The 25,471-nt window shown below is 69.7% G+C and carries 22 protein-coding genes and 1 pseudogene; 7 read left to right on the forward strand and 16 right to left on the reverse strand.

Annotated elements, in window-relative coordinates:
• Positions 1 to 352: 352 nt before the first annotated feature.
• The 4 genes from ACFY2Z_RS28920 to ACFY2Z_RS28935 all read right to left on the reverse strand — a co-directional run bounded on the left by ACFY2Z_RS28920 (position 353) and on the right by ACFY2Z_RS28935 (position 2,987).
• Positions 353 to 952 carry a 2'-5' RNA ligase family protein gene (locus ACFY2Z_RS28920; protein ID WP_390747024.1) on the reverse strand — a complete coding sequence of 200 codons (600 nt, stop codon included), beginning with the start codon at positions 950 to 952 and terminating at the stop codon, positions 353 to 355.
• A gap of 266 nt (positions 953 to 1,218) precedes the next feature.
• On the reverse strand, positions 1,219 to 1,440 hold the full coding sequence (locus tag ACFY2Z_RS28925; protein WP_355917421.1) for a helix-turn-helix transcriptional regulator: 222 nt from the start codon (positions 1,438 to 1,440) through the stop codon (positions 1,219 to 1,221).
• Entirely contained in the window at positions 1,440 to 1,931 is a 492-nt protein-coding gene (locus tag ACFY2Z_RS28930) for a DUF2975 domain-containing protein (protein ID WP_390747025.1), read from the reverse strand. The genes ACFY2Z_RS28925 and ACFY2Z_RS28930 overlap by 1 nt, the downstream gene beginning before the upstream one ends.
• 300 nt (positions 1,932 to 2,231) lie before the next feature.
• Positions 2,232 to 2,987, reverse strand: a complete 756-nt coding sequence (locus tag ACFY2Z_RS28935; RefSeq protein WP_390747026.1) for a helix-turn-helix domain-containing protein — start codon at positions 2,985 to 2,987, stop codon at positions 2,232 to 2,234.
• 229 nt (positions 2,988 to 3,216) lie between these two features.
• Between ACFY2Z_RS28935 and ACFY2Z_RS28940 the strand changes: the two genes are divergently transcribed.
• The 3 genes and pseudogenes from ACFY2Z_RS28940 to ACFY2Z_RS28950 all read left to right on the forward strand — a co-directional run.
• The gene (locus ACFY2Z_RS28940) at positions 3,217 to 3,414 is read left to right on the forward strand and encodes a hypothetical protein (RefSeq protein WP_390747148.1); all 198 of its coding nucleotides are present in this window, start codon (positions 3,217 to 3,219) and stop codon (positions 3,412 to 3,414) included.
• A gap of 593 nt (positions 3,415 to 4,007) precedes the next feature.
• Positions 4,008 to 6,284: a DPP IV N-terminal domain-containing protein gene (locus tag ACFY2Z_RS28945; RefSeq protein WP_390747027.1), complete on the forward strand. Its 2,277-nt coding sequence runs from the start codon at positions 4,008 to 4,010 to the stop codon at positions 6,282 to 6,284.
• A gap of 56 nt (positions 6,285 to 6,340) precedes the next feature.
• Positions 6,341 to 6,521 (forward strand): annotated as a pseudogene (locus ACFY2Z_RS28950) (ABC transporter permease); the annotation flags it as partial.
• Positions 6,522 to 6,755: 234 nt separating this feature from the next.
• Here ACFY2Z_RS28950 and ACFY2Z_RS28955 read toward each other — a convergent pair.
• The 3 genes from ACFY2Z_RS28955 to ACFY2Z_RS28965 form a co-directional block, all read right to left on the reverse strand.
• Entirely contained in the window at positions 6,756 to 7,412 is a 657-nt protein-coding gene (locus tag ACFY2Z_RS28955; RefSeq protein ID WP_390747028.1) for a TetR/AcrR family transcriptional regulator, read from the reverse strand.
• Between the two features lie 96 nt (positions 7,413 to 7,508).
• Positions 7,509 to 8,714, reverse strand: coding sequence for a cytochrome P450 (locus tag ACFY2Z_RS28960; RefSeq protein ID WP_390747029.1), 1,206 nt, complete (start codon positions 8,712 to 8,714; stop codon positions 7,509 to 7,511).
• 468 nt (positions 8,715 to 9,182) lie between these two features.
• Positions 9,183 to 10,007 carry a serine hydrolase domain-containing protein gene (locus ACFY2Z_RS28965; RefSeq protein ID WP_390747030.1) on the reverse strand — a complete coding sequence of 275 codons (825 nt, stop codon included), beginning with the start codon at positions 10,005 to 10,007 and terminating at the stop codon, positions 9,183 to 9,185.
• A 267-nt stretch (positions 10,008 to 10,274) separates the two neighbouring features.
• Between ACFY2Z_RS28965 and ACFY2Z_RS28970 the strand changes: the two genes are divergently transcribed.
• The gene (locus tag ACFY2Z_RS28970) at positions 10,275 to 10,682 is read left to right on the forward strand and encodes a hypothetical protein (RefSeq protein ID WP_390747137.1); all 408 of its coding nucleotides are present in this window, start codon (positions 10,275 to 10,277) and stop codon (positions 10,680 to 10,682) included.
• Between the two features lie 196 nt (positions 10,683 to 10,878).
• Here ACFY2Z_RS28970 and ACFY2Z_RS28975 read toward each other — a convergent pair whose 3' ends face one another.
• Positions 10,879 to 11,589 carry a GntR family transcriptional regulator gene (locus ACFY2Z_RS28975; RefSeq protein WP_390747031.1) on the reverse strand — a complete coding sequence of 237 codons (711 nt, stop codon included), beginning with the start codon at positions 11,587 to 11,589 and terminating at the stop codon, positions 10,879 to 10,881.
• A 301-nt stretch (positions 11,590 to 11,890) separates the two neighbouring features.
• Between ACFY2Z_RS28975 and ACFY2Z_RS28980 the strand changes: the two genes are divergently transcribed.
• Entirely contained in the window at positions 11,891 to 12,112 is a 222-nt protein-coding gene (locus tag ACFY2Z_RS28980; protein WP_390747032.1) for a hypothetical protein, read from the forward strand.
• Between the two features lie 137 nt (positions 12,113 to 12,249).
• Here ACFY2Z_RS28980 and ACFY2Z_RS28985 read toward each other — a convergent pair whose 3' ends face one another.
• The 8 genes from ACFY2Z_RS28985 to ACFY2Z_RS29020 form a co-directional block, all read right to left on the reverse strand.
• Positions 12,250 to 13,110: an amidohydrolase family protein gene (locus ACFY2Z_RS28985; protein WP_390747033.1), complete on the reverse strand. Its 861-nt coding sequence runs from the start codon at positions 13,108 to 13,110 to the stop codon at positions 12,250 to 12,252.
• Positions 13,111 to 13,179: 69 nt separating this feature from the next.
• Positions 13,180 to 13,503, reverse strand: a complete 324-nt coding sequence (locus ACFY2Z_RS28990; protein ID WP_390747034.1) for an L-rhamnose mutarotase — start codon at positions 13,501 to 13,503, stop codon at positions 13,180 to 13,182.
• Entirely contained in the window at positions 13,500 to 15,107 is a 1,608-nt protein-coding gene (locus tag ACFY2Z_RS28995; protein ID WP_390747035.1) for a sugar ABC transporter ATP-binding protein, read from the reverse strand. The genes ACFY2Z_RS28990 and ACFY2Z_RS28995 overlap by 4 nt, the downstream gene beginning before the upstream one ends.
• Before the next feature lie 31 nt (positions 15,108 to 15,138).
• Positions 15,139 to 16,224 (reverse strand): ABC transporter permease, encoded by a 1,086-nt coding sequence (locus ACFY2Z_RS29000; protein ID WP_390747036.1) that lies wholly within the window; start codon positions 16,222 to 16,224, stop codon positions 15,139 to 15,141.
• Positions 16,221 to 17,303, reverse strand: a complete 1,083-nt coding sequence (locus tag ACFY2Z_RS29005) for an ABC transporter permease (protein ID WP_390747037.1) — start codon at positions 17,301 to 17,303, stop codon at positions 16,221 to 16,223. The genes ACFY2Z_RS29000 and ACFY2Z_RS29005 overlap by 4 nt, the downstream gene beginning before the upstream one ends.
• Positions 17,300 to 18,388 carry a mandelate racemase/muconate lactonizing enzyme family protein gene (locus ACFY2Z_RS29010; RefSeq protein ID WP_390747038.1) on the reverse strand — a complete coding sequence of 363 codons (1,089 nt, stop codon included), beginning with the start codon at positions 18,386 to 18,388 and terminating at the stop codon, positions 17,300 to 17,302. Before ACFY2Z_RS29010 ends, ACFY2Z_RS29005 begins: the two co-directional genes overlap by 4 nt.
• Positions 18,389 to 18,423: 35 nt before the next feature.
• The gene (locus tag ACFY2Z_RS29015; RefSeq protein WP_390747039.1) at positions 18,424 to 19,524 is read right to left on the reverse strand and encodes a substrate-binding domain-containing protein; all 1,101 of its coding nucleotides are present in this window, start codon (positions 19,522 to 19,524) and stop codon (positions 18,424 to 18,426) included.
• Between the two features lie 238 nt (positions 19,525 to 19,762).
• Entirely contained in the window at positions 19,763 to 21,916 is a 2,154-nt protein-coding gene (locus ACFY2Z_RS29020; protein ID WP_390747040.1) for an alpha-galactosidase, read from the reverse strand.
• Between the two features lie 217 nt (positions 21,917 to 22,133).
• On the opposite strand from ACFY2Z_RS29020, the gene ACFY2Z_RS29025 reads away from it, so the two are divergent.
• On the forward strand, positions 22,134 to 23,279 hold the full coding sequence (locus ACFY2Z_RS29025; RefSeq protein WP_390747041.1) for an ROK family protein: 1,146 nt from the start codon (positions 22,134 to 22,136) through the stop codon (positions 23,277 to 23,279).
• Positions 23,280 to 23,561: 282 nt separating this feature from the next.
• Complete coding sequence (locus tag ACFY2Z_RS29030; RefSeq protein WP_390747042.1) at positions 23,562 to 25,439, forward strand: alpha-galactosidase D; 1,878 nt, start codon at positions 23,562 to 23,564, stop codon at positions 25,437 to 25,439.
• The last annotated feature ends 32 nt before the right edge of the window (positions 25,440 to 25,471 follow it).

A 25,471-nucleotide genomic window follows, 5' to 3' on the forward strand; every position in this document is an offset into this window, starting at 1 on the left:
CCGACCGTCTCCCCGGCCCATTCCCCCATCACCACGAAAACGAGTCTGGCCCCGCCGCTCCCACGACGGGGCCAGAACCCCAAGATCTTCATGAGTCTTCTAGGGCGTGTTGCGAACGTACTGGACGTACTCGGGTCCGAGCCCGGTGCGGCGGCGGGGGGCACCGCCCGCGAGCGAAGCCGAGCGTGGGGGAGCGTGCATGGCGTCGCAGGGCAGGCGGGAGTCTGACGACAGGCCCCAGCCGGGCGGTCTCCGGCGCCGGCCTCAGCGCTTACGTCGCCAACCGCTGGGCCCGCGAAGGCTTCCAAGTCGCCCCCCTCGCCCACCGTCAAGACCACGTCGACGCCCTCGTTCAGCACTCCTGTAGCCGGCGGACCTCGCCCGTGCCCAGGGTGATCACGGCCCGGGGCCGCATGGGCTCCTCGCCGCGCCGGGAGAGCAGGACCACCTCGTTGACCACCACCGACAGCGCGCCGAGCCGGACGGCGCACTCGGCGGCCAGATGCTTGGGATCCCGGGTGCGGCCGAGGGACAAGTGCGGAGTGAAGCGGCCGGTGCGCCCGTGGCAGAGCGGGAACCGCAGCCCCAGCTCCTGGTGGAGACGGGCCCACGGCGCCGGGCCCGCCGCAGCCGGATCGAGCCACACTGTCGCGTAGTGCCGGTGCCGGAAGTACCGCACGCCGGCCAGGTGCGCGGTGAACACCGTGGTCTCGGCCGCCCCTGCGGAGAGCAGCGGCACGGCCCGGGGGAACTCCTCCTCCGGCACGAAGCCGAACAGCAGGTTCACATGCGGCGGCCACCGCCGTACCTGCGGATCGTGCTCCCAGCGGATGTCCTGAATCGCCGGCCAGAGGTCCCGCGGCGGAAGCCACGCCACCGCCGTCCGGGCCGTCGGCGCCACCTCCAGCACACTCATCGGCTCGGCCCCGCCGAGAGCCGGATTCCCATCCACATGGTCATGGTCCCAAACGGAGGCCGGAACCGCCCGGAGGTGACGATCGAGAGCGGGGCTGACGGTCTGGCGTCTGCCTCTCGCCGTGGCTGTCAGCCCGGTGCGTTGGGCGAGTTCACGGAGAATGGAGCAGGGACGGTGCGGTGAAGGTCAACCGGAATCTGCCCAACGGGGTCAGGACGGTGCTGAGGGTGATCGGCGCCCACGTCCATGCGGTCCACCGGGCCGGTGGTGCCAGGCGCTTTCCCGCCCCGCCCTGGGGCACGTCACCCGCCCGCGGCGTCCCCGGCCTCCCAGCGCAGCAGGTCGCCCGGCTGGCACTCGAGCACCTCGCAGAGCGCGGCGAGCGTCGCGAAGCGTACCGCCTTGGCGCGGCCGTTCTTGAGTACCGCCAGGTTGGCGGGCGTGATCCCCACCCGGTCCGCGAGCTCGCCCACGGACATCTTCCGCCTGGCCAGCATCACGTCGATGTCGACGGCGATCGGCATCAGATCACCTCGTCCAACTCGGCCTGCATCTGGGCCGCTTCGACGTCGCGCGCGACGGCCTGGGCGAGCAGCATCCGCAGCACGAGCACGATGAGCGCGACCCCGAGGATGGCCACGCCAACCCCGCCCATGATGACGGTGACGCCCGGATCGTCCCGCTGGCCCGGCGCGTTGAGGATTGTGACCGCGAACCACAACAGGGCAGCCGCCACGATCGCGCCGATCACGACGTCCACGTACCGAAAGGCGGCATGGGAGAACACGGTTCCGCGTCGCACCATCGTCACCAGCCGCCATACGCAGACCAGGGCTACCTGGGCCGACACCATGCCCAGGATCGTGATCACGCGCAGCGAGTTCAACGGGAGCGACCCGTCCTCCGGGTCGCTCCCGCTGACCAACGCCCACACCATCCCTGCCTGTACGAAGACGGTGCCGGCGAGCACCACCACGAGCACGGCGCGCAACGCACGCACTGCAAGCTTCCCCACAACCTATCCTTCCATCGAATTGCGATGGGAATCTATCGAATGTCGATAGGCGAAGCAAGAGCTGGAGCTGAGGGCGGGGCGGCGGATTCACACCGTGGCGGGACGCAGCGGCCCCTCCCATGGCAGGGCGGTCGCGCGAATCGTCTTGATCTTGTAGAAGCCGGCCTCGCTTGAGCACAAATCCCCTTCGACCTCCGCGTCCCGGCATGAACAAGTCCACCCGACGGGCGCGCGCCAGGGGGCGGCTGAGTTGAAGGATTCGGCGCAGGCGCAACCGGCTGCGGCCATCGAGGCGGCTGTCTATCCGCGATCTGAACTCGGCTCGGCAGGGCCGCCTGAGGTCACTTCGGTTTTCGTGTAGAGGACCTCGCGGGCCTGGTCCGCGGCGCGGGAGATACTCTCGGCCACGAAGTCGACGAAGCGGGCGATGTTCTCGAGGCGGGCCGCAGCCGGGGTGCCGGGGCCGAGGATGTTGACACCCTGCCGTGCGGTCTCCGCGAGTTGGGCGTTGGATCGGGCGGCGGCGATCATCCCCTGGTACCAGACGTCGTTGTCGACGAGGTAGCGCTCGCGTCGACGTTCGTCGCGTTCCCTGCGGACGAGGCCCTGGCTTTCGAGGAACGTGATGGCTTTGGAGATGGACGCCGGGCTGACCTGGAGGTGCTGGACGAGTTCGGACGCGGTGAGGCTGCCCGCGTCGGTGGTGTAGAGGCAGGTCAGCACCCGGGACATCATCTTGGGCAGGCCCTGTTGCATGAGGAGGGTGGTGAACGTCTCCTCGTACTCGCGCACGGCCTCAGCGTCGCGTCCGTGGGCCTGCGGGGGCGCCTGCAGTCCTCGGGGAGCGCCCTGCCTGCGCCGATGGGCGCGGCGTTCGGTGGCGCGGTGGGCCAGGTCGGCGCGGTAGGCGGTGGGGCCGCCGTTCCGCATCACCTCACGCGTGATCGTCGACGTAGGACGGTCGAGACGTCTGGCGATCTCCGCGTAGGCGAGCCCGTCGGCCACCCCCAGCGCGATCTGCTGGCGTTCCTGCTGGGTGAGCCTGCCTCCCGGCATCGCGATCTCCCTTCACGCTTCCTTGATATTTCCAGCATAGCGTTCACGCTCACGCCAATGCAACGAGCAAGATCACTGCCGTTGCGTTGAAAACGAGATTGTTGCAACGATATTTGGGCCTCTGCCTGAGCAAACACCGATCACCCCGCAACGAGCTTATTGCATCACCCATGAACGCAACGTAGCGTTTCTTGCGCCAGAAACACGAAGCGCAGCAGGAGAGAGCACGATGCAGAAGTTAGACACCCCCTCCCCGATGGCCCCCGTCCTCGGCATCCCTGCGGGGCGTGTCCAGTTCATCGCCGCCGAACGGGCCGACACCACGGTCGAGGTCCTGCCCGCAGACGCCTCCAAGGGCCGTGACGCGCTGCACGACCGTGCCACGCACGGCCTTCGGCTACCCGGATGTCGCCCTTTGCGGTGCTGATCTCCGTGGTGCCGCACGGGCGGCTGACTGAAGGAGCACCCGCTCGCGGCCGACCTGGCCATCGCGGCGAAGGGGCTGCGCAAGACCTCATGCGACAAGGTCGCGCTCGACGGCCTCGACCTGGCCGTCCCCACAAGGACGATCTTCTCCCTGCCCGGCCCGAACGGCGCCGGCAAGACCACCGCCGTCAAGATCCACCCTTGTCTCCACCGACGCCGTCTCCGAGAGATCCGTGTCGGCGGACTCGGCAGCGACACGGCCGACCTGTACGCCGCCGGCGGCAAGTCGGAGAGGCCGTCCGGCCGGACGCGCACACCCCGACCGCCCGGGTGCGCAACCACCCGCCGGTACCCGGCGCCCCCGAGCAGTCCGACCGGATGGTCAAGGCGCGCCGCCCGCGACAACCGCGGTGACACCACCGTCCGCCGCCCCTGACCCCGATGCGGCACCGACCGCACCCGCCTTGTCTCACCCGGCTCGCGGGACGGCCGCGCCGCCCTTCAATCCTCCGATGTCCTCATCACCCCTGCCGTGATGGCGCCATCGCGGCATCACGGCGGACCCAGAACCGACAGCGAGGAAGGACAAAAGAAATGAGCACCACTCAGGACTACCAGGCCGCGGAGCAACTCCTCCGCCGACCGGCCCGCCCTGGCGAGCTCGTCATCGGCGACCAGGTCAGGCCGCAGTGGATCGACGGAGGCGCCCGTTTCTGGTACGCGGTGAGCAATGGCGTCGGCAGGCGGTTCGTGCTGGTCGACCCGACGGCGGGCACCCGCGAGCCGGCCTTCGACCACGCCCTGCTCGCCGCCGCGCTGGCCGCCGCCTCCGGCCAACAGGTCGACCCCGAGGCGTTGCCGTTCATGGCCATCGAACTGGCCCAGAACGCCGTGGAGTTCGACGCTTTCGGGGAGCACTGGCGCTGCCGCCTGGACAGCTACACCTGCGAGCGGGCCGAGTTCACGCCGCCGGGCAATCCGCTGGAGGTGCCGTCGCCCGACAAGAAGGTCGCGGTGTCCCAGCGAGATCACGACCTGTGGGCGCGCTCGCTGTCCGACGGCATGGAGTGGGCACTGACCACCGACGGCGAGCCCGACCACCGCTACGGCTCCGGCCCGGACTGCATGAGCAACGGCACCCTGCTGCGCAAGTTCGGCCTGCCGCACCTGCCGCCCGCGGTGGCCTGGTCGCCCGACTCGACGAAGGTACTGGCACATCGGACCGATGAGCGCGGCGTCCGGCAGACCCACCTCGTGGAGGCCAGGCCCGCCGACGGCGGCGCGCCCCTCCTTCGCACCCAGCGGTACGCCTACGCCGGGGACGAGAACATCCCGCAGGCCGAACTGGTCGTACTGGACATCGCCGAGGGCACGGTGGTCCGCACGCAGGCCGAGCCGCTGCTCATGCCGCAGTTGTCGCCGATCACGAGCCAGTGGGCGTGGTGGGCCCCGGACAGCTCAGCGGTGTACTACCTCAGCCAGCCCCGCGACCTGCGCACACTCACCCTGCACCGGCTGGACCCGGCCACCGGCGGGGTCACCACTGTGCTCAGTGAGACCGGGGCCACCCGGGTGGAGCCCAACCAGTGGCTGTACGAGCCGCCGATCGTGCGGACACTGGCCGACGAGGTGCTGTGGTACTCGCAGCGGGACGGGTGGGGCCACCTGTACCGGTACGACCTGCACACCGGTGCCCTGCTCGGCCAGATCACCTCGGGGCAGTGGGCGGTGCGGCAGATCCTGCACGTCGACGAGACCGAGCGGGTGGTGTACTTCACCGCCTCCGGGCTGGTCGGAGAGGATCCGTACCGGCGCACGGTGTGCCGGGTGGGCCTGGACGGCTCCGACTTCGCCAAGCTCACCGACGACGAGCTCGACCACATCGTCACCATGCCGGACAACCCGGAGTACTTCATCGACTCCGCGTCCGCCGTCGACACCCCGCCCGTGACCCGAGTCCGTGACTGGGCCGGGCGGGTGCTCGTCGAACTGGAGCGCGCCGACATCAGCAAGCTCACCGCCACCGGCTGGACACCGCCGGAACGGTTCCGCGTCAAGGCAGCCGACGGGGTGACGGACATCTACGGGGTGCTGCACCGGCCGCGGGGGTTCGACCCCGCGCAGCGCTACCCGGTCGTGGACACCATCTACCCCGGCCCGCAGGTCAACCGGGTCGCCCCGTGCTTCGACCCCGGCGGGATGGGCCTCGACGCGGAACCCATCGCGGCGCTGGGCTTCGTAGTGGTGGCGGTGGACGGGCGAGGCACCCCCGGGCGTAGCAAGTCCTTCCACGACGCCTCCTACGGCCACCTGGCCGACGCGGGCTGCCTGGCCGACCATGTCGCGGCGCTACGACAGCTGTCCGAGACCCGGCCGTGGATGAACCTGGAGCGGGTGGGTGCGTTCGGCCACTCCGGAGGCGGGTTCGCCGCGGCACGGGCGATGCTTGACTTCCCCGAGGTGTACAAGACCGGAGTCGCCCTCTCCGGATACCACGACGCCCGCTTCTTCAACCAGGCCTTCGTGGAGGCCTACGACGGCCCGGACAGCCCCGAGGCCTGGGCCCGCACCTCCAATGTGGACATCGCGGACAGGCCGACGGGCAAGCTGCTGCTCATCTACGGCGAGCTGGACGACCAGGTCCACCCGGACCACACACTACGGTTGGCCGACCGGCTCCTCGCCGCCGACAAGGACTTCGAGGTGCTCATCGTGCCGGGCGCCGAGCACATGTTCATCGACTGCCTGTCCTATGTCCGCAAGCACTGCTGGGACTTCCTGGTACGCGAGCTGACGGGCACACAGCCACCCGTCTACCGCCCCGCTCCCATCGTCATCGGCCCCGAACTGCTCGGCGAGCTGTTTGCCTGAGAGCGACGCCGTGGACAACCTGCCCGGCCGGCCAAAGGAGGCTGTCCTATGAGTTCGGCACTGCGGTGTCCGTCTCCGACGACGTGACCCAGGGCATCATCGCTCGTTTCCGCACGATGACGATCCCCCGGCCCTCCGGTACGCGTCGGACACGTCGTCGGCAGCATGCTGCAATCGATCGCGAGCATGGTCTCCGTGGGCACCACCGTGGCCACCGGTCTCCGGACCCCGGACGCCGACGTCAACCGCGGCCCGAAGGAACCGCCATGACAGCACGGGCCGTGGCTGCCTCCCGGCAGCCCGGCCCACCGCAGGGCGGCGCACTCCGACGCCCCCTGGCGTGCGCCGCCCCGTCGACGTTCTCGGCTGTTCGGCTGGCCCGCAGCATCCCGCCATCCGCGCCCGTCGCGGCCCCGACGCCGGCGGCCCGGCAAGCTGCGCGGAGGCAAGGGCTCTCGCTCACGGCCTCGTTCAACGCCGCCGGTGCGGACCGAGCTCGAGGAGCACGCTGCCGAGCTGGGCGGAGGTCAGGGGCGGCACAGGCAGGGTGGGCACGGCCGGATGGGCGCGGAAACCGTCGAGAATCAAGGCGAGCGGGCGGGTCCAAGCGTCCGGGGCGACGGTACTCAGCGCAGGCACGACCCGGCCGAGCGCCGCGAGGGTGAAGAGGACGTCCTCGGTGGTGAGGTTCGGGCGGACGGTGCCCTGCATCTGGCCGCGGCGGATCAGGTCCGCGATGGTGACGCGGTTATGGGCGTGGATGGTCTCCAGAGAGGTCACGCCTTCCAGGCTCGTGGTCATGAGGTCGTTGGTGCCGCGGTCCGCGGCAAGCGTCGCGAACACGGTGTGCAGGTACTGCGTCAGCCCTGTCCACGCGTCCTCGGCGGCGCGTGCTCGCGCGCCGGCGGCCATGGTCTCGGTGAGAGCATCCCGGAAGACCTCGTCCACAAGCGCGGCGCGGGTCGGAAAGTGGCGGTAGAGGGTCGCGTTGCCCACGCCCGCGCGCCGAGCGATGACGTCGAGCGGAGCGTCCAACCCCTGTTCGGCGAAGACCTCGCGGGCCGTCTGCGTCAGCACCTTCCGGTTGCGCAACGCGTCGCGGCGCCGAGTCGGCGCGTGGCCGCCCATCGTGTCTCCCTCTTCTCCGTCTCGTCCCCGTACCGGAGAGTGCTCCCCGGTACGAATGCTACCGGCGATTGAGCAAACAGGGATCGGGGCCGGTGTCTACCAGCGCACCGGCAGCTCTCGCAGGCTCCGCATGAGACTGGTGCGCCACAGCGGTGTACCGTCGCCGTCGAAGGCCAGGCGGGGGAAGCGGTCCAGCAGGATGCGCAGAGCCAGGGTTGCTTCCAGGCGGGCCAGCGGCGCGCCCAGACAGTGGTGCAGGCCGTGCCCGAAGGCGAGGTGGGCGCGGGTCGCGGCGGGATCGCGGCGGATGTCGAACCGTTCGGGGGCGGGGAAGCGCGCGGGGTCGCGGTTCGCGGCGGCGATGGAGAGCACGACACGCGCGCCCGCCGGTATCCGGGCGCCGCCGAGGGCGATCGGTTCGGCGGTGTAGCGGTAGGTGCCCGCCGGCACGGGCGACTCGAAGCGGAGAGTCTCCTCCACGGCGCCCTTCAGCAATTCGGGGTCGGCGCGGAGGGCGGCGAGCTGCCCGGGATGGCCGAGCAGCAGGTGGACGGCGTTGGCGATGAGGTTGACGGTGGTCTCGTGCCCTGCGACGAGCAGCAGGAAGGCCATGCCGAGCAGTTCCTCCGGGGTGAACCGATCGGCGCCGTCCCCGTCGTGGGTGCGGACCAGAGCGTGTAGCAGATCGCTCTCCGCCGCGTCCCGCAGCCGCCTTTTCTCCTCCGCCAGCCCCGCGAGGTACGCGGCCATCTCCTGCGCGGCGCGAGTGGACTGCTCCGCGTCGTCGAGGGCGACGACCTTCGTGGACCACGCCCGGAAGGCAGCCCGGTCCACGTCTGGCACGCCGAGCAGCTCGCAGATGACGGTGAGCGGCAGCGGATAGGCGTATGCGGCCACAATGTCGGCTCGGCCGTCGGCGACCACGGCGTCCAGGAGCGCACCGGCCGCCTCCTGAACGCGGGGCCGCAGCGCCTGGACGCGGCGGGCGGTGAACTCGCGGGCCACCAGCGTCCGCAGGCGGGTGTGATCCGGCGGATCGACCTGGAGCATGTTGCGGCCCACGGCGTACAGCCCGTCGTCCTCGAAGTCGGCAGAGTGCCGCACGTCATTGCGCAGCCTGGGGTCGACGAACGCGGCGCGCACTTCCTCGTGCCCGACCACCAGCCACGACTCGTCCCCGGTGGGGAAACGCACATGGTGGACAGACCCGCGGGAGCGCAGCGCGGCGAAGGCGGAGTAGGGGTCGGCGGTGAAGTCGTCGGTGAGGTCGGCGAGTCGGACGGTGGGGTGCTGCGTGCGCATCGGCGGCTCCCGGACAGAAGCGGGGACCATTCCCCGTTCAGGTGTCAGCAGTGACCATAGCACGAAACGGGGAATGGTCCTCGTTTCGGTGTTCGAGGGCAATCCCCAAGGCGTCCGAATCACCACTGCGACGCCCGGCGCCCCGTCCGCGGGAGCCGACCCGCATCTCGCTCGCGGCAAGCGGCGGCCGACCGGGCCGTCCACCGGATCGCCGGCCTGGCCGGTCGCCGTCTAGACACCAAGCCAAGGCATGGCAGCCGACGGTGACCGAGCCGGTGCTGCCCCGACGCCGGACCGTGGGGCGCCCGTCCCCGACCGTCGGCTTCCGCTCCGCCGCTTCGGGACGCCTCCGGCCCACGGCCCGTCAACTGCCCTCGACGACGGCCGCAAGCCATCCGGTGGCCCCGGCGTCGTTATCCGGCCGACCGCCGCCTGCCTCCCGGGGGCTGATGCCGTCCCTGCACGCCGTCACACGGCCGAGCGGTCCAGCGCCTGAATCCCTGCCCGGTCCGTCTCCTCGGGCGCTCCGCCCAGGCGGTGGACCACCGCCCACCTTCCGTCCTCAATCGCCCCTGCGAACACCGAAGCGTCCCGCGTGGCGCCGTTGTGCCACCGCAGCGGCCCCGTGGTCTGCCAGCCGGGGGCCGGCTCGCCCAACTTCCTTTCCACCAGGAGCTTTACGACGAGGTCGGCGACAGCACGCGGTGTCGCCCACAGGCCGCCCGCCGGCAGAATCGCCCCGTCCATCGTCCAGGGCCTGCGCCGTACACCCAGCAGCCCGGGTGCCAGCAGTCGCCGTTCCAAAGGCGGATGCACGGTCACCTCGCTCACACCCAGTGGTTGCAGGACATAGGCGCGCAGCAGTTCCTCGTAGGAGGCCCCGCCCGCCGCGGCCAGGGCCGCGCCGAGGACGGCGTACCCGAAATTGGAGTACTCCTCCTCCCCCTGGTGGGGTTGGCCGACGGTGTCCAGGCTACGCACCAGCCGCAGCAACTCCGCCTGGTCGAAGGCCGCGTAAGGATCCCGCCGCCCCAGACGCGGGGGCAGCCGGGGAAGCCCCGAGGTGTGCTGCGCGAGATTCAAGAGGGTGATCCCCGTCGCGGGCGGCGCGGGAAGCCACCGCTCCACCGGATCCTCGAGCTCGACCGTGCCGTCGTCCGCCATGGCCGACAGCACGGTCGCCGTGAGCGCCTTCGTCACCGAGCCGATCTCGACATAACGGTCCACCGCGTGCCCGTCGGACACCTCGGGCGGACCCGCATCACTCAGCACACACGTCGGGATACGGCGCATCGCCGCTCCTTTCACCTCGGACACCTTCTGCAGCACCGCACACCGGTCAGACGGGTCATCCAGTCCGTCCGAAAAGACCCGGGTCCACAGCGCCGACACCCCCGCCCGGTCAGACGCGCAAGGGGGATGAGGCGTTCCTCCACCGGCACATGGGGCACTGAGCACCGCGACGCACAGGCCGCCGCCGTCGGGACGATCATGCGGCTGCCCCTCACCCGAACCGCCGAGGCCGAAGCCGATGTCAGTGGCGGCTGCGAGGCTGGCGGCATGATCCCTTGGAACCTGCTGGACATCGACAGAGCTCTGCGCGTGAGTTGGGCCGCCGACACCTGTTCTCCGGACGACCTCGCTCGCGCAGGCTGGCAGCCCGGCAACCCAGCGTGGGGCCACTGTGACATCACGGCTCTGATCGTGAACGACATCTTCGGTGGCGACCTCATGGTCGGAGAGGTCTACTGCGGCGGGGATCAACACGGATTTCACTGGTGGAATCGGCTGCCCAGCGGTGTGGAGCTGGACCTCACGCGTGAGCAGTTCCAGGATGGCCAGACTGTCACCGCAGCCCGCGTCGTCAAACGCCCCCCGGGACCTCTGCCCCGGCGCCGGGAGGAGTACCTCCTGCTACGTGAGCGCGTCCTCGAGCACCTCGGTCACCTCCCGGAATCAACTGCCTGACCTGCTTGGATCGCGCGTCTACTGCCCACCTCGGCGGGCGCGCGTCGGCTTCGACGAGGTGACGCTCGCCGATCTGCTGCGGCCCGCCCTCAACCTGATCGCCCAGGAGACCTCCGAGATCAGCCACCACCGTGCAGTGCAGACCGTGATCGTCCCTGTCACTTTCTGGCGAGGGGGTGAAGAGGCAGGCGCCGCGTCACTCCTCGCTGAGCTGCCGCTGAAGGCTGCGTGTGAGGTGCTCCGCCATGGCTTCGGCGGCGCGGTCGGGCTTGCGGCGGAGTATCGCGCGTACGACACGTTCGTGCTCCGCCAGCGTGGGGTCGTCGGCGCTCCCGGCGCTTCTGAGGCGAAAGACATGCAGATGCGAGTGGAGCCGCTCCACCGCGTCGGCGAGCAGCGGACGTTGCGAGATCACCGCGATCGCGTCGTGAAAGCGCTGGTCGAGAGCGGCGAAGTCGCGGTAGTCCGCGTACCGCCCGGTCGGCCCCGGATGCGTCTGCATCTCCTCCACGAGCCGCTCGAGGGAGTCGAGCTGGTCCTCGGTGGCATTGACGGCGGCGAGCGCTGCTGCTCGCGGTTCCAGGAGGAGACGCATCTCGAAGAGCTCCTCAAGGCCCTGGCGGGTCAGCAACTCGGTTGCCCGGTACCCGGAGAGCGACCTTTTCACCACGAGTCCGTCGGACTCCAGCCGGGCCAGTGCCTCACGGACGGGCGTGGGCGAGACACCCAGAGCGCGCGACAGCGCCTCGATCCCCACGCGTGCGCCAGGGGCGATCTCATGGTCCATGACCATGGCCTTGATCTGCTCGTAGACACTGTCCGAGAGGACCTGGCGACCAGGGCCGGCGGATTGGCTTCTTCCCTCGGACTCCGGGGCCCCGGCAGAGGAACTGTCATGCGGTGGCATCCGTTCTCCTGCTCCTGTTGCTCCGGGGGCGTCGGGACGAGAGCAGTTTACCGGGACCCTTGCAGAAAGCCCCGGGCGTTCACGCTGGGGATGAATGCATCTCGAGACTGACGTGCACCTTAGAGCGGACGTTTTTGCTGTTCGATGCACTGGCGGACGATCGTCAACGATGCACCGCCACACGATGCGGAGAACTACGAGGGCGACCACAGGTGCCCGTGCATGATGGCGCGGTCGACGGCCGGCGAACTCCTGCCGAATCCGGCGAGCGGAGACGCCCTTATCCATGAGACCAATTCCGGTGGAATCTTGGATATGCGGCTCCGATACGACCACCCGTCTACCCGGATCCCTGACCGTCACCAAGGACAGTGCCGGCCGGTACTTCCCCAGCTTCGTCGTGGACACCGAGCCGGACGTCCTCCCCGGCCGTAAGACCGACGCCGGTATCGACCTGGGCAAGGCGCTCAAGCACGGCCGTACCTTAGCCAAGGTGGACCGGGCCCTCCCCTCAGCGCGTTGAAGCAGGAAGCCCCCGCGAGGGTCAGACGACCCAGGCCGGAATCCCCGGACATCAGGCCAGGGAGCACGTCAACGACGTTAGAGCCCTGACCGGCGGCGTCTCCGTCGCGGTGAAGTCCGCCGCAGGCGTCCGCGGGCTCAGGGCACGCGCAGCCGGTAGGCGTTCACGGCCGTGCCGCCGAAAACGCGGGCCCGTTCGTCCACGCTGAGCCCGACCGTCAGGGCACGGGCCGCATCGAGCACCTCCCCGTAGCCGGCGGCCACCGTGCAGACGGGCCAGTCGGAGCCGTACATGACCCGGTCCGGCCCGAAGGCGTCGAGAACCGTCTCGGCGAAAGGACGCAGGTCGTCGACCGTCCATCCGTGCCAGTCGGCCTCCGTGACAAGGCCGGACAGCTTGCAGAAGGTGTTCGGTTCGGCCGCCAGGGCCCGTAGTTCCGTAACCCACGGTTCGAGCGCGCCCGACGCGATGGCGGGTTTGCCGATGTGGTCCAGGACGAGCCTGAGACCCGGCAGAAGGCGGGCCGCGGCGGTGGCCGCGGGCAGTTGGTGCGGGAGAACCACAAGGTCGTAGGCAAGGTCGGCGTCGGCCACCGCGGACAGACCTCGCAGGACATCCTCCCGTACCAACCACCGCGGGTCGGGTTCCGACTGCACCTGGTGCCGAATGCCCACCAGCCGTCCGCCACCGGGCAGTTCACGCAGCCGGGCCAGCGCGTCCGCCACATCGGGAGCTGTCAGGTCGGTCCATCCGACCACCCCGGCGACCAGCGGGTCGGACGCCGCCTGCGCCAGCATCTCGGGGGTCTCCTCCGGGACCGTCACGGTCTGTACCATCACGGTCGCGGCGACTCCGGCCCGCTTGGTCAGCGGACGAAGATCCGACAGCGAGAAGGTCCTGCGCAGCGGCGCGAGTTCGGGGCCGGTGATCCATTCCTGGTCCCGTACGGCCAGGTCCCACACATGGTGGTGGGCATCGACGAGCGGCGTCTCACTCATACGGTTCTCTTCTCCATCCCCTTCTCCGTCTCCATCTCCTTCTCCGATCCGTCCTCGATGATGGGGACATCAGGGCATGTGGAACACCTGCTCCATCGACGCCCACCACTCCCCCGGTGCCGCATGCTCCACCGGCTGCTGGCAGGGTGCGGTGAGCCGCCACCAGGCCTGCGTCGCCTCGTCGGCGGCCAGGCGGGCCATGTCCGTGACCAGGTCGTCACCGTGGTATTCGAAGTAGCCGAACAGCAGGTCGCCGAGTAGGTGGATCGAGTAGTTCCCGATGTGGCAGTCCCGCAATGTGTCCAACACCGGCTGGGGCACGTCGCGGTGCAGGTCTCGGTATTTCTCCAACTGCTCCGGGCGGACCCGGATCACCTGTGCCACGCGCCTCATTCCGCGTCCTCCGTGTACTCCGCGTCCCCCTCGTTCCCGGCGTCCTCCGGGCTCTTCGGGCTCTGCGAGTTCTCCGCCGCAGTCACTGCCGAGAGCGCACGGTCGTGGATGATGCGGATGATCCGGCCGCTCATCCGGTCGTAGTCGCGGTCATTGTCGACCTCGCCGCGGATGCGGTGTTCGGCCATGACGAGGACACGGTCCGCCAGCGTGATCATCTCGGTGAGGTCGCTGCTGATCAGCAGGATCGGCAGACCTCCGCGCGCGAGCTCCCACAGGAGTTCGTGGAAGCTGTGTTTGGTACGTACGTCGACGCCCACGGTCGGCTCGTCGACGATCAGCAGCCGGGTGTCGGCCGCGAGCCACTTCGCTAGACTCACTTTCTGCTGGTTGCCCCCGGACAGTTCACCGGCGTTCTGGTCGAGGCCCGAGATCCGGATGCCGAGGCGTTCGACCAGGTCCTGCGCAACGTTCCGTTCCTCGGCGGCGGAGATGAACCCGAGGGCCTTGGCCAGCCTCTTCCACACGGTGACCGTGATGTTCCGGTGGATGGGCTGTTCGAGGAAGACGCCCTCTTCCTTGCGGTTCTCGGTCAGGTAGCCGATACCGAACTCGTGCAGCGCCTGGCGCGGCGAAGCGATCCGGGCCGGCTCGCCGTGCACCCTGATCTCGCCGCCGGTGATTCGGTCGAGGCCCAGAACGGCCTTGACGAGTTCACTGCGCCCGGCGCCGACGAGTCCGTAGAGACCGACGATCTCACCGGGCCGCACCTCCAGGGTGATGTCCTGGTGGCCGTCGGCGGTGGAGATCCGATCGAGTGCGAGCACCGGGGCGGCCGTGCGGTCCGGGGTGCGCGGCCGCATTCCGGGCGCCGTATGGGCGCGGCCCACCATCAGGTTCACGATGTCGTCGCGCGTGTGGTCGGCGAGCGGTGAGGACTCCAGCACGGACCTGCCGTCGCGCAGCACGGTGACGGTGTCGCAGACGGCGAAGACCTCTTCCAGCTTGTGGCTGACGAAGACGACGCATGTGTCACGGGCTGTCAGCCGCCGGACGACGTCGAAGAGGCGCTCGGCTTCCTGCGGGGAGAGCGAGGCGGTCGGCTCGTCGAGCAACAGCACCTCGCTCTCGGTGTGGAGCGCCTTCGCGATCTCCACCAACTGCTGCTGGGCGACGGACAGTTCCCGGACCGGCCGCAGCGGATCGAGGTCCAGACCCAGCTCCGCCAGGCAGCGCAGGGCGGGTGCGTTCATGGCTTCCCGGTCGACGAGTCCGCGGCGCGAGGAAGGGCTCTGCAGCGTGATGTTCTCCGCCACCGAGAAGTCGGGTATGAGGTTGCGTTCCTGGTGGACGACGCCGATGCCGGTCCGGGTGGCCTCCAGCGGAGAACGCAGCTGGACCTCCTGGCCGCGTCGGGTGAGCCGGCCGCCGTCGGGGGTGTGGACGCCGGTCAGCACCTTGATCAAGGTGGACTTCCCCGCACCGTTCTCGCCCAGCAGCGCGTGCACGGAACCGGCCGTCAGGCGCAGGCCGACGCCGTCCAGGGCCCGTACTCCGGGGAAGACCTTGACGATCTCCCGGCCTTCGAGAAGAACGTCGCTCATCGCGTACCTTTCGCGTCCGCAAGGATGTCGCTCACCGGGCGCCTCCCGTGTTCGGCAGGGCGGCGTCGGCTGTCGGGCCCGGGCCGATCGGTGCCGGCGGGGTGCTCCCCCGTCCCTCGCGTCCCTTGCCCTTCTTCTCCACCTGGGTCTGGTGGATGCGGCCGCCGACCACGGTGCCGAGGACGACCAGGCCGATGAGGAGGTTCACCCAGCTGGGGTCGAGCGAGAACTGGGCGCGCGCGGCGTCGATGAGCCGCATGACGAACGCCGCCAGCACCGTGCCGAACACCGCGACGGATCCGCCGCTCAGCGCGACGCCTCCGATGATGGGAGCGGCGAAGCTCGGCAGCAGCCAGTCTCCGCCGACGCTGCGGTTGACGCCGGGCAGCGACGCCGTCGCGGTCACGGCGGCGACGCCGACCAGGAGGCCGGACAGCGTGTGGGCGAGCACGATCTGCCGATCGGTGGAGATGCCCGACAGTCTCGCCGCCAGCGGGTTGCCGCCTGCCGCGAGGAGTCGGCGACCGGCGGTCGCGCGGTACAGGAACGCCGCGAGCAGGACCGCCGCGGCGAGCGCCGTGAGAAGCACCAGCGGGAGGTTCAGCGGGGCGGCCCGGCCCAGGTGCTTCAGGGTCGGTGAGTAGCCGTCGATGGTGCGTGTGCCGGCCAGCCGGTACTGGGCGCCCAGCAGGATGGTCATCGTTCCGAGCGTGACGATGAAGCCGTTGATCCGCGTCGCCACGATGAACACACCGGTCACCAGACCGACCAGCGTCGCCGCGAGAACGCCCGCCGCTACGGCGATCGGTGGCGGGACCCCGTCGTCGGCCATCAGGGCACCCGTCAGACAGGCCGTGAAGCCGCCCAGGGCACCGACCGCGAGGTTGAGCTGTCCGACGCACAGAGCGGTCATCTGGGCCAGCCCGATGAGGATGGGTGTGGCCAGGTACTGCAGGAAGGTCCGTACCGACGCGCCCTGGAAGAACTCGCCCGACGAGGCCACTCCCAGGGCGAGGTATCCGGCCAGGGTCACGCACAGCAGTGTCATGGTCGTGGAGCGGGAGAAGCGGCGCAGGGCCGCGCCGGTGCGGGCTGCGCGGTCGTTGCTGGTGATCACGTGGAGCGCACCACCTTGCGATAGGACACGACGGTGCGTACCCGGTCGGCCGACAGGGCCAGCAGAAGGACGCAGCCGAGGTAGATGTTCAGGCTCTCCAGGCCGACGCCGAGCAGATCGAGGCCCTTGCGGATCACGCCGACCAGCGATGTGCCCAGTAGGACGCCGAGTACGGAGACGACGCCGCCGGTGAGGAGGGTGCCGCCGAGGACAGCGCCTAGGAAGGAGGGCAGCATGAAGTCCTCGCCGATGGAGGCGCGGAACGTGCCGGTGCTGACGGCGGCCATGAAGCCGGCGAGTGCGGCGAGCAGTCCGGAGAGGGTGTGCGCGAGGATCACGCGGCGGCCCGTGGGGACGCCCGACAGCTCCGCGGCCGCCGGGTTGGCGCCGGTGAGCAGCAGTTCTCGGCCCATACGGGTGCGGCTGTACAGGAATCCGAGGCCGCCCAGGGCCAGGACGGTGAACTGGGCCAGCTGCGGGACGGCCGGGGATCCGCAGACACGGCCGACGCAGATGTCGGCGAGCGAGGTGGAGCGTAGGTCCATGAGTCCGTCCGGCTGTGTGGTGAAGGCCGCGTTCTCGGTCAGCGCCGAGTAGAGCAGGGAGACCAGTCCCAGCAGGGCGAAGTCCATGGCCAGGGTGACGACGAAGGAGCTCACGCCGGTACGGGCGATGATCCAGCCGGTCAGGGCGCCGATGACGGCGCCGGCGAACAGGCAGAGGAGCAGGCCGAGTTGGAGCGGCAGACCGAGGCGGTCGTAGCCGAGGCCCGCGAAGAGGGCGCCGAAGGCCGCCATCCGGCCGACGGCGAGGTTCATGTGTCCCACGGAGAGGACCACCATCTGGGCGAGCGCCACCACGGTCAGCGTCGAGATGTCCCGCAACAGGGGGAACAGTACGAGCCGCTGGTCGAGGAACGCGGGCCGTAGGACGCCGAACAGTGCGGCGAGCGCGACGGTGAGCATCAGGAGACCGAGCCGCTGGTTCACCCAGAACGGCAGCCGCTGCGCGGGCTGCGGCGCGGTCTCCGCCCTGTCGGCCCGGCTGTCGTTCGCCGGTGTCACGGCGGGTGCCTTCATGCCACCCTCCTGTTGTCGATGGCGTCCATGTCCCAGTCGATGCCGATGCCCGGCACGTCCGGTGCCACGGCGCATCCTTCGCGGACCGTCAGTTCGGTGCGGGTCACGGCTCTCAGCTGCGGGATGTACTCGACGAACATGCCGTTGGGCACCGCGGCGGCCAGGCTGACATGCAGTTCCATCAGGAAGTGCGGGCAGACCATGGCGTTGTGGCTCTCCGCCGTGTGCGCGACCTTCAGCCACGGTGTGATGCCGCCGATCCGTGCGGCGTCGACCTGGATGACGGAGGCGGCGCCCGATTCCAGGTAGCCGCGGAACTGCATGGCGGAGTACAGGGACTCGCCGACGGCGACGGGAATCCTGGTCGCGGCCGCCAGGCGGGCGTGTCCGCTGACGTCGTCGGCCGGGAGGGGCTCTTCGAGCCAGTACGGGCCGTGGGGTTCGAGGGCGGCCGCGAGGCGGAGCGCCGAGGAGAGGGTCTGCGACTGGTTGGCGTCGGTCATGATGTGCATCGACGGACCGACGGCCTCGCGGACGGCGCGCAACCGCTCGACGTCCTCGGCCACGTGGGGCTTGCCCACCTTGACCTTGACGCCCGCCCACCCTGCCTTCTGGGCCTCCAGTGCGGATCGGATCAGTTCGTCGGTGCTCAGGTGGAGCCAGCCGCCTTCGGTGTCGTAGAGCGGGACTTCCTGGCGGTGACCGCCGGCCAGCCGCCACAGCGGTTCGCCGGCGCGCTTGCACCGTAGGTCCCACAGGGCGGTGTCCACGGCGGCGAGGGCGAGGGAGGTGATGGCTCCGGTGGTGGTGGCCCGCGTCGTGGCGAACAGCCGCTGCCACAGGGCTTCGACGTTGCGGGCGTCCGCTGCGGCTAGAAGAGGCAGCAGGTGCTCCCGGAGCAGGGCCAGGACGGACGACCCTCCGGTGCCGATCGTGTAGGCGTAGCCGGTTCCCGTCAGGCCGTCCGCGGTGGTGATCTCGACGAGGATCGTCTCCTGCTTGACGAAGGCCTGCACGGCGTCCGTGCGGTCCTTCTCCACCGGGATGTCGGCGAGCAGTGCCGTGGCGGTCATGATGGTGGTCATCGTGCGAGGCCCGCTTTCCGTAGTGCCGTCGGCGGTCACGTGCAGACGAGGAAGGTGTCTGCGAACTGCTTCTCGAGCTGCTCGGTCTTCGCCTTCCTGGCCGAGTCGTAGGTGCGCACGTTCGCCTTGGTGACCACGAACGAGCCGGAGTCGATGATCTGGCCCGGGTGGCGCATGGTGCACTGCCGCGTCTGCAAGAGCGCCAGCGCCCAGGTCCCCACCTCGGCCTGTCCTACGGGGTTCTGCACCACGGTGGCGGCGACGGAGCCGTCCTTGATGGCGCTGAGGATCTTGGCGTCGTCGTCGATGGCGACGACCTTGGCCTTGGATCCGGAGCTCTTGACGGCGTCGGCGGCTGCGACGGCGGGGTTGTAGGCGGTGGTGACGATGCCCTGGATCTGGTTGCCCTTCGCCGCGAGCAGGTCGGAGACCGCCTTCTGCGCGGTCTGCAGGTCCTTGTCGACGTCGGTGATGGTCTGCAGCAGTTTCACCTTGCCGCCGGTCTCCTTCACCGCCCTGGTCACACCCTTGATGCGCAACTGTGTGTTGGCGTCCACGTTGTTACCGGTGAGGTGGACGAGCGTGCCCCTGCCGCCCATCGCGTCGATCGCGGCCTTGGCCGCCTTGTAGGCGGCGACCTCCACGTCCGTGGACAGGCAGAAGTCGGCCTTGTCGGTGCCGCCGGCCGGGCAGGAGGCCAGCGAGGCCACGGCGAAGCCCTGTGACTTGAGGTCCGCGAAGGTGGTGTTGATGTCGGTCGGCGAGACCCCGAAGATCCCGAACGCGTTGTAACCGCGGGCCGCCAGCGTGGAGAGCAGGTTGTCCTGCTTCTGCTGGTCCCATTCGGAGGTCTCGTCGAAGGTCACGTCCCCGAGGCCGTACTTCTTCTTCGCTGCGGCCCCCGCCGCCCTCCACGGCTGGAAGTACGGGTGCGCGCCGCCGGGCACGAGGGCCACCTTGGTACCCGATCCGTCGGCCAACTCGGCTGATCCCGTGCCGGACTTGCCGGACGCGGGGGCCTGGGCCCGGGTGCCGGACGGCGCACCGGAGGACTTGACGGTGCAGGCCGCCGAGCCCGCCATGACCACAGCGGCTGCGACGACACCTGACAGAACGGAACGGGTCGGGGGACGCATCTCCACCACTCCCCAGAATCAAATAGGAAATCGGTAGGGCGATGGTCAGTCAGGCACCGCCCCCCGTCAACCCCCTGAACCGCCCGCTCGATGACGATCGCTCGGATCTAGCAGGTCCTGGGGCTACTTGACGGTTTTGTCAGGCATACTGCGCAGCATCGGAATTCAGTAACACCGATCCGCCGAGCGGTCACCATCGGTTCAGATCGGGGCCAAAATCATATAGGAATCTGGCGTCTCACAGCGGACCGGTGCTGTCGGCCGCCACGTCGTCGACCCTGATCAGGTGCAGGGAGGTGCTGGACCAGTCACCGGCCGGCAGCTCGGGCGTGATCCCGTATCCGGTGAGTACCGACGCATGGTGCACGGCGCCGCTTGCGGCGTCCTGGTAGCGCGCGGCGGGGTCCAGGCCGGCGAGCCTGAGGGCGGGGCGGGGCGTGCCGTGGCGGAGTGCCCGCTGCCACACCAGCACGAAGACCTCCCGGCCGTCGACGGTGGTGTACTGCACGGCGGTCGGCCCGTCGTCCACGGGACCGCGCAGTCGGTGCTGGGTACCGTGCTGCACGATGTGCCGGACCCTCTTGTACTCCGCCACCAGCTCCGCGCCCTGGGCGAGTTCCTCCGGTGTCCAGCGCGCGAGGTCGCCGCCCACCGCGAGGACTCCCGCCATCGCGACGTGGAAGCGGTGACGAAGCGGCACCGAGCGGCCGGTGAGCTGGTTGGGCACGTCCGTCACCCAGGCCGCCATCACCCGGGCCGGGTAGATCTGGCCGAAGCCGTGCTGGATGGAGACCCGGTCCGCCGCGTCGGTGTTGTCGGACGGCCAGGCCTGGTCCGTACGGGAGAGGATGCCCAGGTCGACGCGGCCGCCGCCACCGCTGCACGCCTCGATGCGCAGCCCGGGGTGGTCCGCGCGCAGCCGGTCGATGACGCCGTAGAGGTTGTGTACGTATCGCGTCCACAGCAGGTCCTGCCCGTCCTCGCGGGCGGGCCAGCCGGCCTCGCTGAAGGCGCGGTTCATGTCCCACTTGAGGAAGTCGATCCCGTTGTCCGCGACCAACCGGGTCAGCCATCGGTACGCCCACTCGGCGATGTCGTCGCGCGCGAAGTTGAGCACCAGTTGGTTGCGCAGTTCGGTGCGGGTGCGGTGCGGGAAGTGCAACACCCAGTCGGGGTGCGCCCGGTAGAGGCCGCTGTCCGGATTGACCATCTCGGGCTCCACCCACAGGCCGAACCGCATGCCGAGCCGGTGCACCTCGTCGACGAGCGGGCCCAGTCCCCGCGGGAACCGCTCGGCGGCCGGGGTCCAGTCGCCGAGACCGGCGGTGTCGTCGCGGCGGCCCCCGAACCAGCCGTCGTCGACGACGTAGAGTTCCACCCCGAGCTCGGCCGCCCGGACCGCGAGCTCCCGCTGACCGGCCTCGTCGACGTCGAAGCCGGTGGCCTCCCAGGAGTTGAACAGCACGGGGCGCGTCTCGTCCGGGTACGGGAGCACATGGCCTCGCACGTATCCGTGCCAGCCACGGCTCGCCGCGCCGAAGCCTCCGTCGGTGTACAGGGCCGCGAAGCGCGGGGTCGCGTGCTCCTCCCCGGGGCCGAGGGGGAGTTCCGCTCCGTCGTGCCCCGCTCCGCCCGTGAAGGACGTACGCCCGTCGGGCGTGCGCTGCACGATGAGGTGCCAGCTTCCGCTCCAGGCCAGGGCGGCGCTCCACACCTCGCCCCGGTCCTCGGTGGCTCCGCCCGCGTCCAGCATCAGCCACGGGTTCGCGTGGTGGCTGGTGATGCCGCGCCGGCTGGTGAGCACGGTCTCGCCGTGCGGCACCGGCTCGCGGTGCAGCAGGCCCTCCGCCGACCACTGGCCCGTGACATGACTGATCCGGTAGTCGTCGCGCAGCGGAAGCGTCCAGGCGGCGGAGTCCGCGCGCAGCATCGCCATCGGCTGCCGCCCGGTGTTGCGCAGCACGGTCCAGCGCTCGATGACGTCCGTGCCGTCGTGCACCCGGTAGTGGAGCGTGACCGCCAGCGGGTAGTGGCGGTCCCGGAACTCAAGGGCGAGTTCCCTCGTTCCCGGCGCTGGTTCGCTGATCCGGTGGCCCAGGTGCGCCCATTCGAAGGCCCGGGTGCCGTCGGCGAACCGCACCCGCAGGGACGGTGCTCCGTACCGGGCTCCGCCGTCGACCGGCAGCTCCTCGCCGGCCGGGGAGCGGCCCTCGAAGCTGCTGATCTCCCCGGCGGGAAGAGGTACGAGCTGACCGGCCGCGGCAAGGGTCAGCCGAGGTCCCCAGGCGAGGTGACAGGGCGCTCCCGTGGGGTCGATCCACAGCGCGTACGAGGTGCGCGCGGTCGAGAGCAGCCAGACGCCTGAGGCGGGGTCGAAGGAGATGGCAGACATGGATCCTCACGTTGGGAGAGCGCCACACAGGAGCAGTGCGCAGCCAACCCTGCCTTTGATCAGGTGTCAACGCCTGCCCACGGTCTACGTTTCACAGGTCTTTCCTGGTCAACTCATGGTCTTGGAAAGGAGTGTGCTTTATTTATTGACAGCAAAAAAGAACCTCCCTAAGTTTCCGGCCATGTGCCCGGCCCCCTCCCCCGAGGCGGCTCCGACGATGACGCCGGCCGCTTCCCTGGTGTTCACCACGCTGCTCTCCCACGGTCCGCTCACTCGGACCGAGGTGGCGCGGCGTACCAAACTCTCTCCGGCCGCCGTCACCAAGGCGGTCCGTCCGCTGATGGAGCTCGGCTATCTGGTCGAGGGCGTGGACGAAGCCGCGCGGCCCGCAGTGGGGCGGCCTGCCAATCCGGTGTGGGTGGACGGAGGGAGGGCGCTGTTCATCGGGATCAAGGTCACGGGCGACGAGATCATCGCCGTCCTGGCCGACCTGTGTTGCCGTATCCGGGTGTCCCGGCACGTACCGCTCACGGGCCGCGAGCCGGAGGCGGTGCTCCCCGTCATCACCGCGCTGGTGCAGGAGTTGCTCACGGAGGCGGACGGATTCGGTGTGCGGGTGCGGGGGCTCGGCATCGCGATCTCGGGGGACGTCGACCGCGAGGACGGTGTGGTCCGCTACTCGCCCTTCCTGGAGTGGCGGGACGTACCGCTCGCCGAGATCGCGGGGACCGCGACCGGGCTGCCGGTCACGGTCGACAACGATGTGCGGGCGCTCACGGTCGCCGAGCACTGGTTCGGGGCCGGAGTCGGTCGCTCGGACTTCGCCCTGGTGACCGTGGGTGCCGGCATCGGCTGTGGCCTGGTGGTGCACGGGCGGGTGGTGTCGGGCGCGCACGGCGTGGCCGGAGAGATCGGGCATCTGTCCCTCGACCCGCTCGGGCCGCTCTGCCACTGCGGCAACCGCGGGTGTGTGGAGGCGATCGCGGCGGACCCCGCGATACTCCACGCGGTCCGCGCGGCCACCGGCAGGCAGGTGACCGACATGGCCGAGGCACTGAAGCTGGCCCACAGCGGAGACCCCGGTGTCAGAGGGGTCTATGCACAAGCCGGCGAGGCCATCGGCAAGGCCATCGGCTTCCTGGCGAACATCCTCGGCCCCGAGCTGGTGATCATCTCCGGGGAGGGTCTTGCCGCCTACGACCTTGTCTCCGAGGGCATCCGTGACGCGTTCGCCGCGTCCGCCTTCGGTACCGCCGCGCAGTGCGACGTGATGACGCGTCCCCTGCCGTTCGAGGAGTGGGCGCGCGGTGCCGCGGCCACCGCCATCCAGTCCTTCATGGGATCAGACACGTACGAGGAGTAGCCATGCCGCGTGCTCTCATGACCGCGATCCCCACGCTCCCTGCGCACTTCACGCTCCCACCCCTGAGGCACGACACGCTCCGGCGACGGTCCATCAGCGGGCTCACCATCGACTTGGGCAGGGGCTGAGCCGCCGGCCCGGCGCCCCGGCGGCCGGTCCCCACCCGGCCGCTTCGCTCCGGCGTCCCGTCCGGCACCACGCCCGTCCCCTGCCCGGAACAACGCCCGTCCCCCACCGGGTACCACCGCTCGATTCTGCTCACCCCACCCCAGGAGGCGACCCATGCGGTCATCCCCTTACAGAGCCCTGCGCGGAACTCTCCCCGGCTCCCCGCGCCGTATCACCAGAGCGATGGCAGCCCTGGTCGTCACGGCCGGACTCGCCACAGCGGTCCCGGCCGCCGCCACCCAGGCCATGGCCGTCGACTCCAAGTCCACGACCAGAGCCGTAACCTCGACCGCGACCACGGCGGACACCACCTCCGGCACCGCGGCCCAACCGTACATGGGCTGGTCCAGCTGGAGCATGCAGTCCTCCCACTACCCGGGCCTGAACCCGAACGGCAACTACAGCTACCTCACCGAGGCGAACGTCCTGAAGCAGACGGACGCCCTCGCCACCACGCTGAAGAAGTCCGGCTACACCTACGTCAACGTCGACGCCGGTTGGTGGATGGACCAGAACTGGACGTCCGAGTTCGACCAGTACGGCCGGCAGACGCCCGACCCGGTCCGGTTCCCGCACGGCATGAAGTCGGTCGCCGACCACATCCACTCCAAGGGTCTCAAGGCCGGCATCTACCTGCCCGTCGGCCTGGAGAAGGGGGCCTACGGCGACGGCAAGGTGCCGATCTGGAACGCGCCCGGCTGCAGCACCGCGGACGCGGTCTACCCGGACCTGCGCACCACCAACGGCTGGGACAGCGCGTACAAGCTGAACTTCGACAACGCCTGCGCGCAGAAGTACGTCGACTCGCAGGCGCAGATGTTCGCCGACTGGGGGTACGACTTCCTCAAACTGGACGGCGTCGGCCCCGGCTCGTTCAAGTCGGGTGACAACTACGACAACGTTGCGGACGTCGCCGCCTGGCACAAGGCCATCGCCGACACCGGGCGACCGATCCACCTGGAGCTCTCCTGGTCGCTCGACATCGGTCACGCCGCCGACTGGAAGAAGTACTCCAACGGCTGGCGCATCGACACCGACGTCGAGTGCTACTGCGACACCCTGGTCACCTGGGAGAACTCGGTCAACGACCGGTGGAACGACGCCCCTGCCTGGAGCACCAAGGCAGGGGCCGGCGGCTGGAACGACCTCGACGCGATCGACGTCGGCAACGGTGCGATGGACGGCCTCACCCAGGCCGAGCGGCAGAGCTACATGACCCTGTGGGCCATCAACAAGTCGCCCCTGTTCACCGGTGACGACCTCACCAAGCTGGACAGCTACGGCCTCTCCCTGCTGACCAACCAGGAAGTCATAGCGGTCGACCAGAACACCTCGCCCGTCGCGCGTCCCGTCACCCCGATGGGCGACCAGCAGGTCTGGGGAACCAAGAACTCCGACGGCAGCTACACCGTCGCCCTGTTCAACCTCGGCAACTCACCTGCCTCCGTCACCGCCGACTGGGCGTCCTTCGGTTTCACCGGCTCGGCCTCCGTGCGGGACCTGTGGAGCCACCAGAACCTCGGCACGTACAAGAACAAGATCACCGCGACGCTGCCCGCACACGGCTCCCGGCTGTTCACCGTGAGGCCCGGCGGCGCCAGGCTTGCGACCATCAGGTACGAGGCCGAGTCCGCGAACAACACCCTGACCGGCAACGCCTCCGTCGCCTCATGCGATTCCTGCTCCGGCGGCAAGAAGATCGGCAACCTCTACCTCGACAGCAGGCTGCAGTTCAACGACATCACGGTGCAGAAGAGCGGCTTCTACACCGTCAATGTCTCCTATGTCAGCGGCGACAGCCGCTCGGTGACCGTCTACTCCAACAGCGGCAACGGCACCAGCCTCAGGTTCCCCTCCACGGGCGACTGGGGCACGGTCGAAACCGTCAGCGTCCAGTTGGCGCTGAAGGCGGGCTCCAACTCCATCACGTTCGACAGCGGCTGGGACTACTCGCCTGACATCGACAGGATCGACGTACCCAAGTCCGCCTGACCTCCCCCGTGGGGGGCCGCCCCGGGGCCCCC

Source organism: Streptomyces sp. NPDC001222, assembly GCF_042896945.1.
In the GTDB taxonomy this organism is placed as follows: Bacteria; Actinomycetota; Actinomycetes; order Streptomycetales; family Streptomycetaceae; genus Streptomyces; species Streptomyces gibsoniae.

Excerpts from the sequence above, each read along its gene's own strand:
- ACFY2Z_RS28925 (WP_355917421.1), bottom strand. The coding sequence starts at position 1,440 with ATGCCGATCGCCGTCGACATCGACGTGATGCTGGCCAGGCGGAAGATG.
- ACFY2Z_RS28935 (WP_390747026.1), bottom strand. The coding sequence starts at position 2,987 with ATGCCGGGAGGCAGGCTCACCCAGCAGGAACGCCAGCAGATCGCGCTG.
- ACFY2Z_RS28940 (WP_390747148.1), top strand. The coding sequence starts at position 3,217 with ATGCAGAAGTTAGACACCCCCTCCCCGATGGCCCCCGTCCTCGGCATC.
- ACFY2Z_RS28945 (WP_390747027.1), top strand. The coding sequence starts at position 4,008 with ATGAGCACCACTCAGGACTACCAGGCCGCGGAGCAACTCCTCCGCCGA.
- ACFY2Z_RS28955 (WP_390747028.1), bottom strand. The coding sequence starts at position 7,412 with ATGGGCGGCCACGCGCCGACTCGGCGCCGCGACGCGTTGCGCAACCGG.
- ACFY2Z_RS28960 (WP_390747029.1), bottom strand. The coding sequence starts at position 8,714 with ATGCGCACGCAGCACCCCACCGTCCGACTCGCCGACCTCACCGACGAC.
- ACFY2Z_RS28965 (WP_390747030.1), bottom strand. The coding sequence starts at position 10,007 with ATGCGCCGTATCCCGACGTGTGTGCTGAGTGATGCGGGTCCGCCCGAG.
- ACFY2Z_RS28970 (WP_390747137.1), top strand. The coding sequence starts at position 10,275 with ATGATCCCTTGGAACCTGCTGGACATCGACAGAGCTCTGCGCGTGAGT.
- ACFY2Z_RS28975 (WP_390747031.1), bottom strand. The coding sequence starts at position 11,589 with ATGCCACCGCATGACAGTTCCTCTGCCGGGGCCCCGGAGTCCGAGGGA.
- ACFY2Z_RS28985 (WP_390747033.1), bottom strand. The coding sequence starts at position 13,110 with ATGAGTGAGACGCCGCTCGTCGATGCCCACCACCATGTGTGGGACCTG.
- ACFY2Z_RS28990 (WP_390747034.1), bottom strand. The coding sequence starts at position 13,503 with ATGAGGCGCGTGGCACAGGTGATCCGGGTCCGCCCGGAGCAGTTGGAG.
- ACFY2Z_RS28995 (WP_390747035.1), bottom strand. The coding sequence starts at position 15,107 with ATGAGCGACGTTCTTCTCGAAGGCCGGGAGATCGTCAAGGTCTTCCCC.
- ACFY2Z_RS29005 (WP_390747037.1), bottom strand. The coding sequence starts at position 17,303 with ATGAAGGCACCCGCCGTGACACCGGCGAACGACAGCCGGGCCGACAGG.
- ACFY2Z_RS29010 (WP_390747038.1), bottom strand. The coding sequence starts at position 18,388 with ATGACCACCATCATGACCGCCACGGCACTGCTCGCCGACATCCCGGTG.
- ACFY2Z_RS29015 (WP_390747039.1), bottom strand. The coding sequence starts at position 19,524 with ATGCGTCCCCCGACCCGTTCCGTTCTGTCAGGTGTCGTCGCAGCCGCT.
- ACFY2Z_RS29020 (WP_390747040.1), bottom strand. The coding sequence starts at position 21,916 with ATGTCTGCCATCTCCTTCGACCCCGCCTCAGGCGTCTGGCTGCTCTCG.
- ACFY2Z_RS29025 (WP_390747041.1), top strand. The coding sequence starts at position 22,134 with ATGACGCCGGCCGCTTCCCTGGTGTTCACCACGCTGCTCTCCCACGGT.
- ACFY2Z_RS29030 (WP_390747042.1), top strand. The coding sequence starts at position 23,562 with ATGCGGTCATCCCCTTACAGAGCCCTGCGCGGAACTCTCCCCGGCTCC.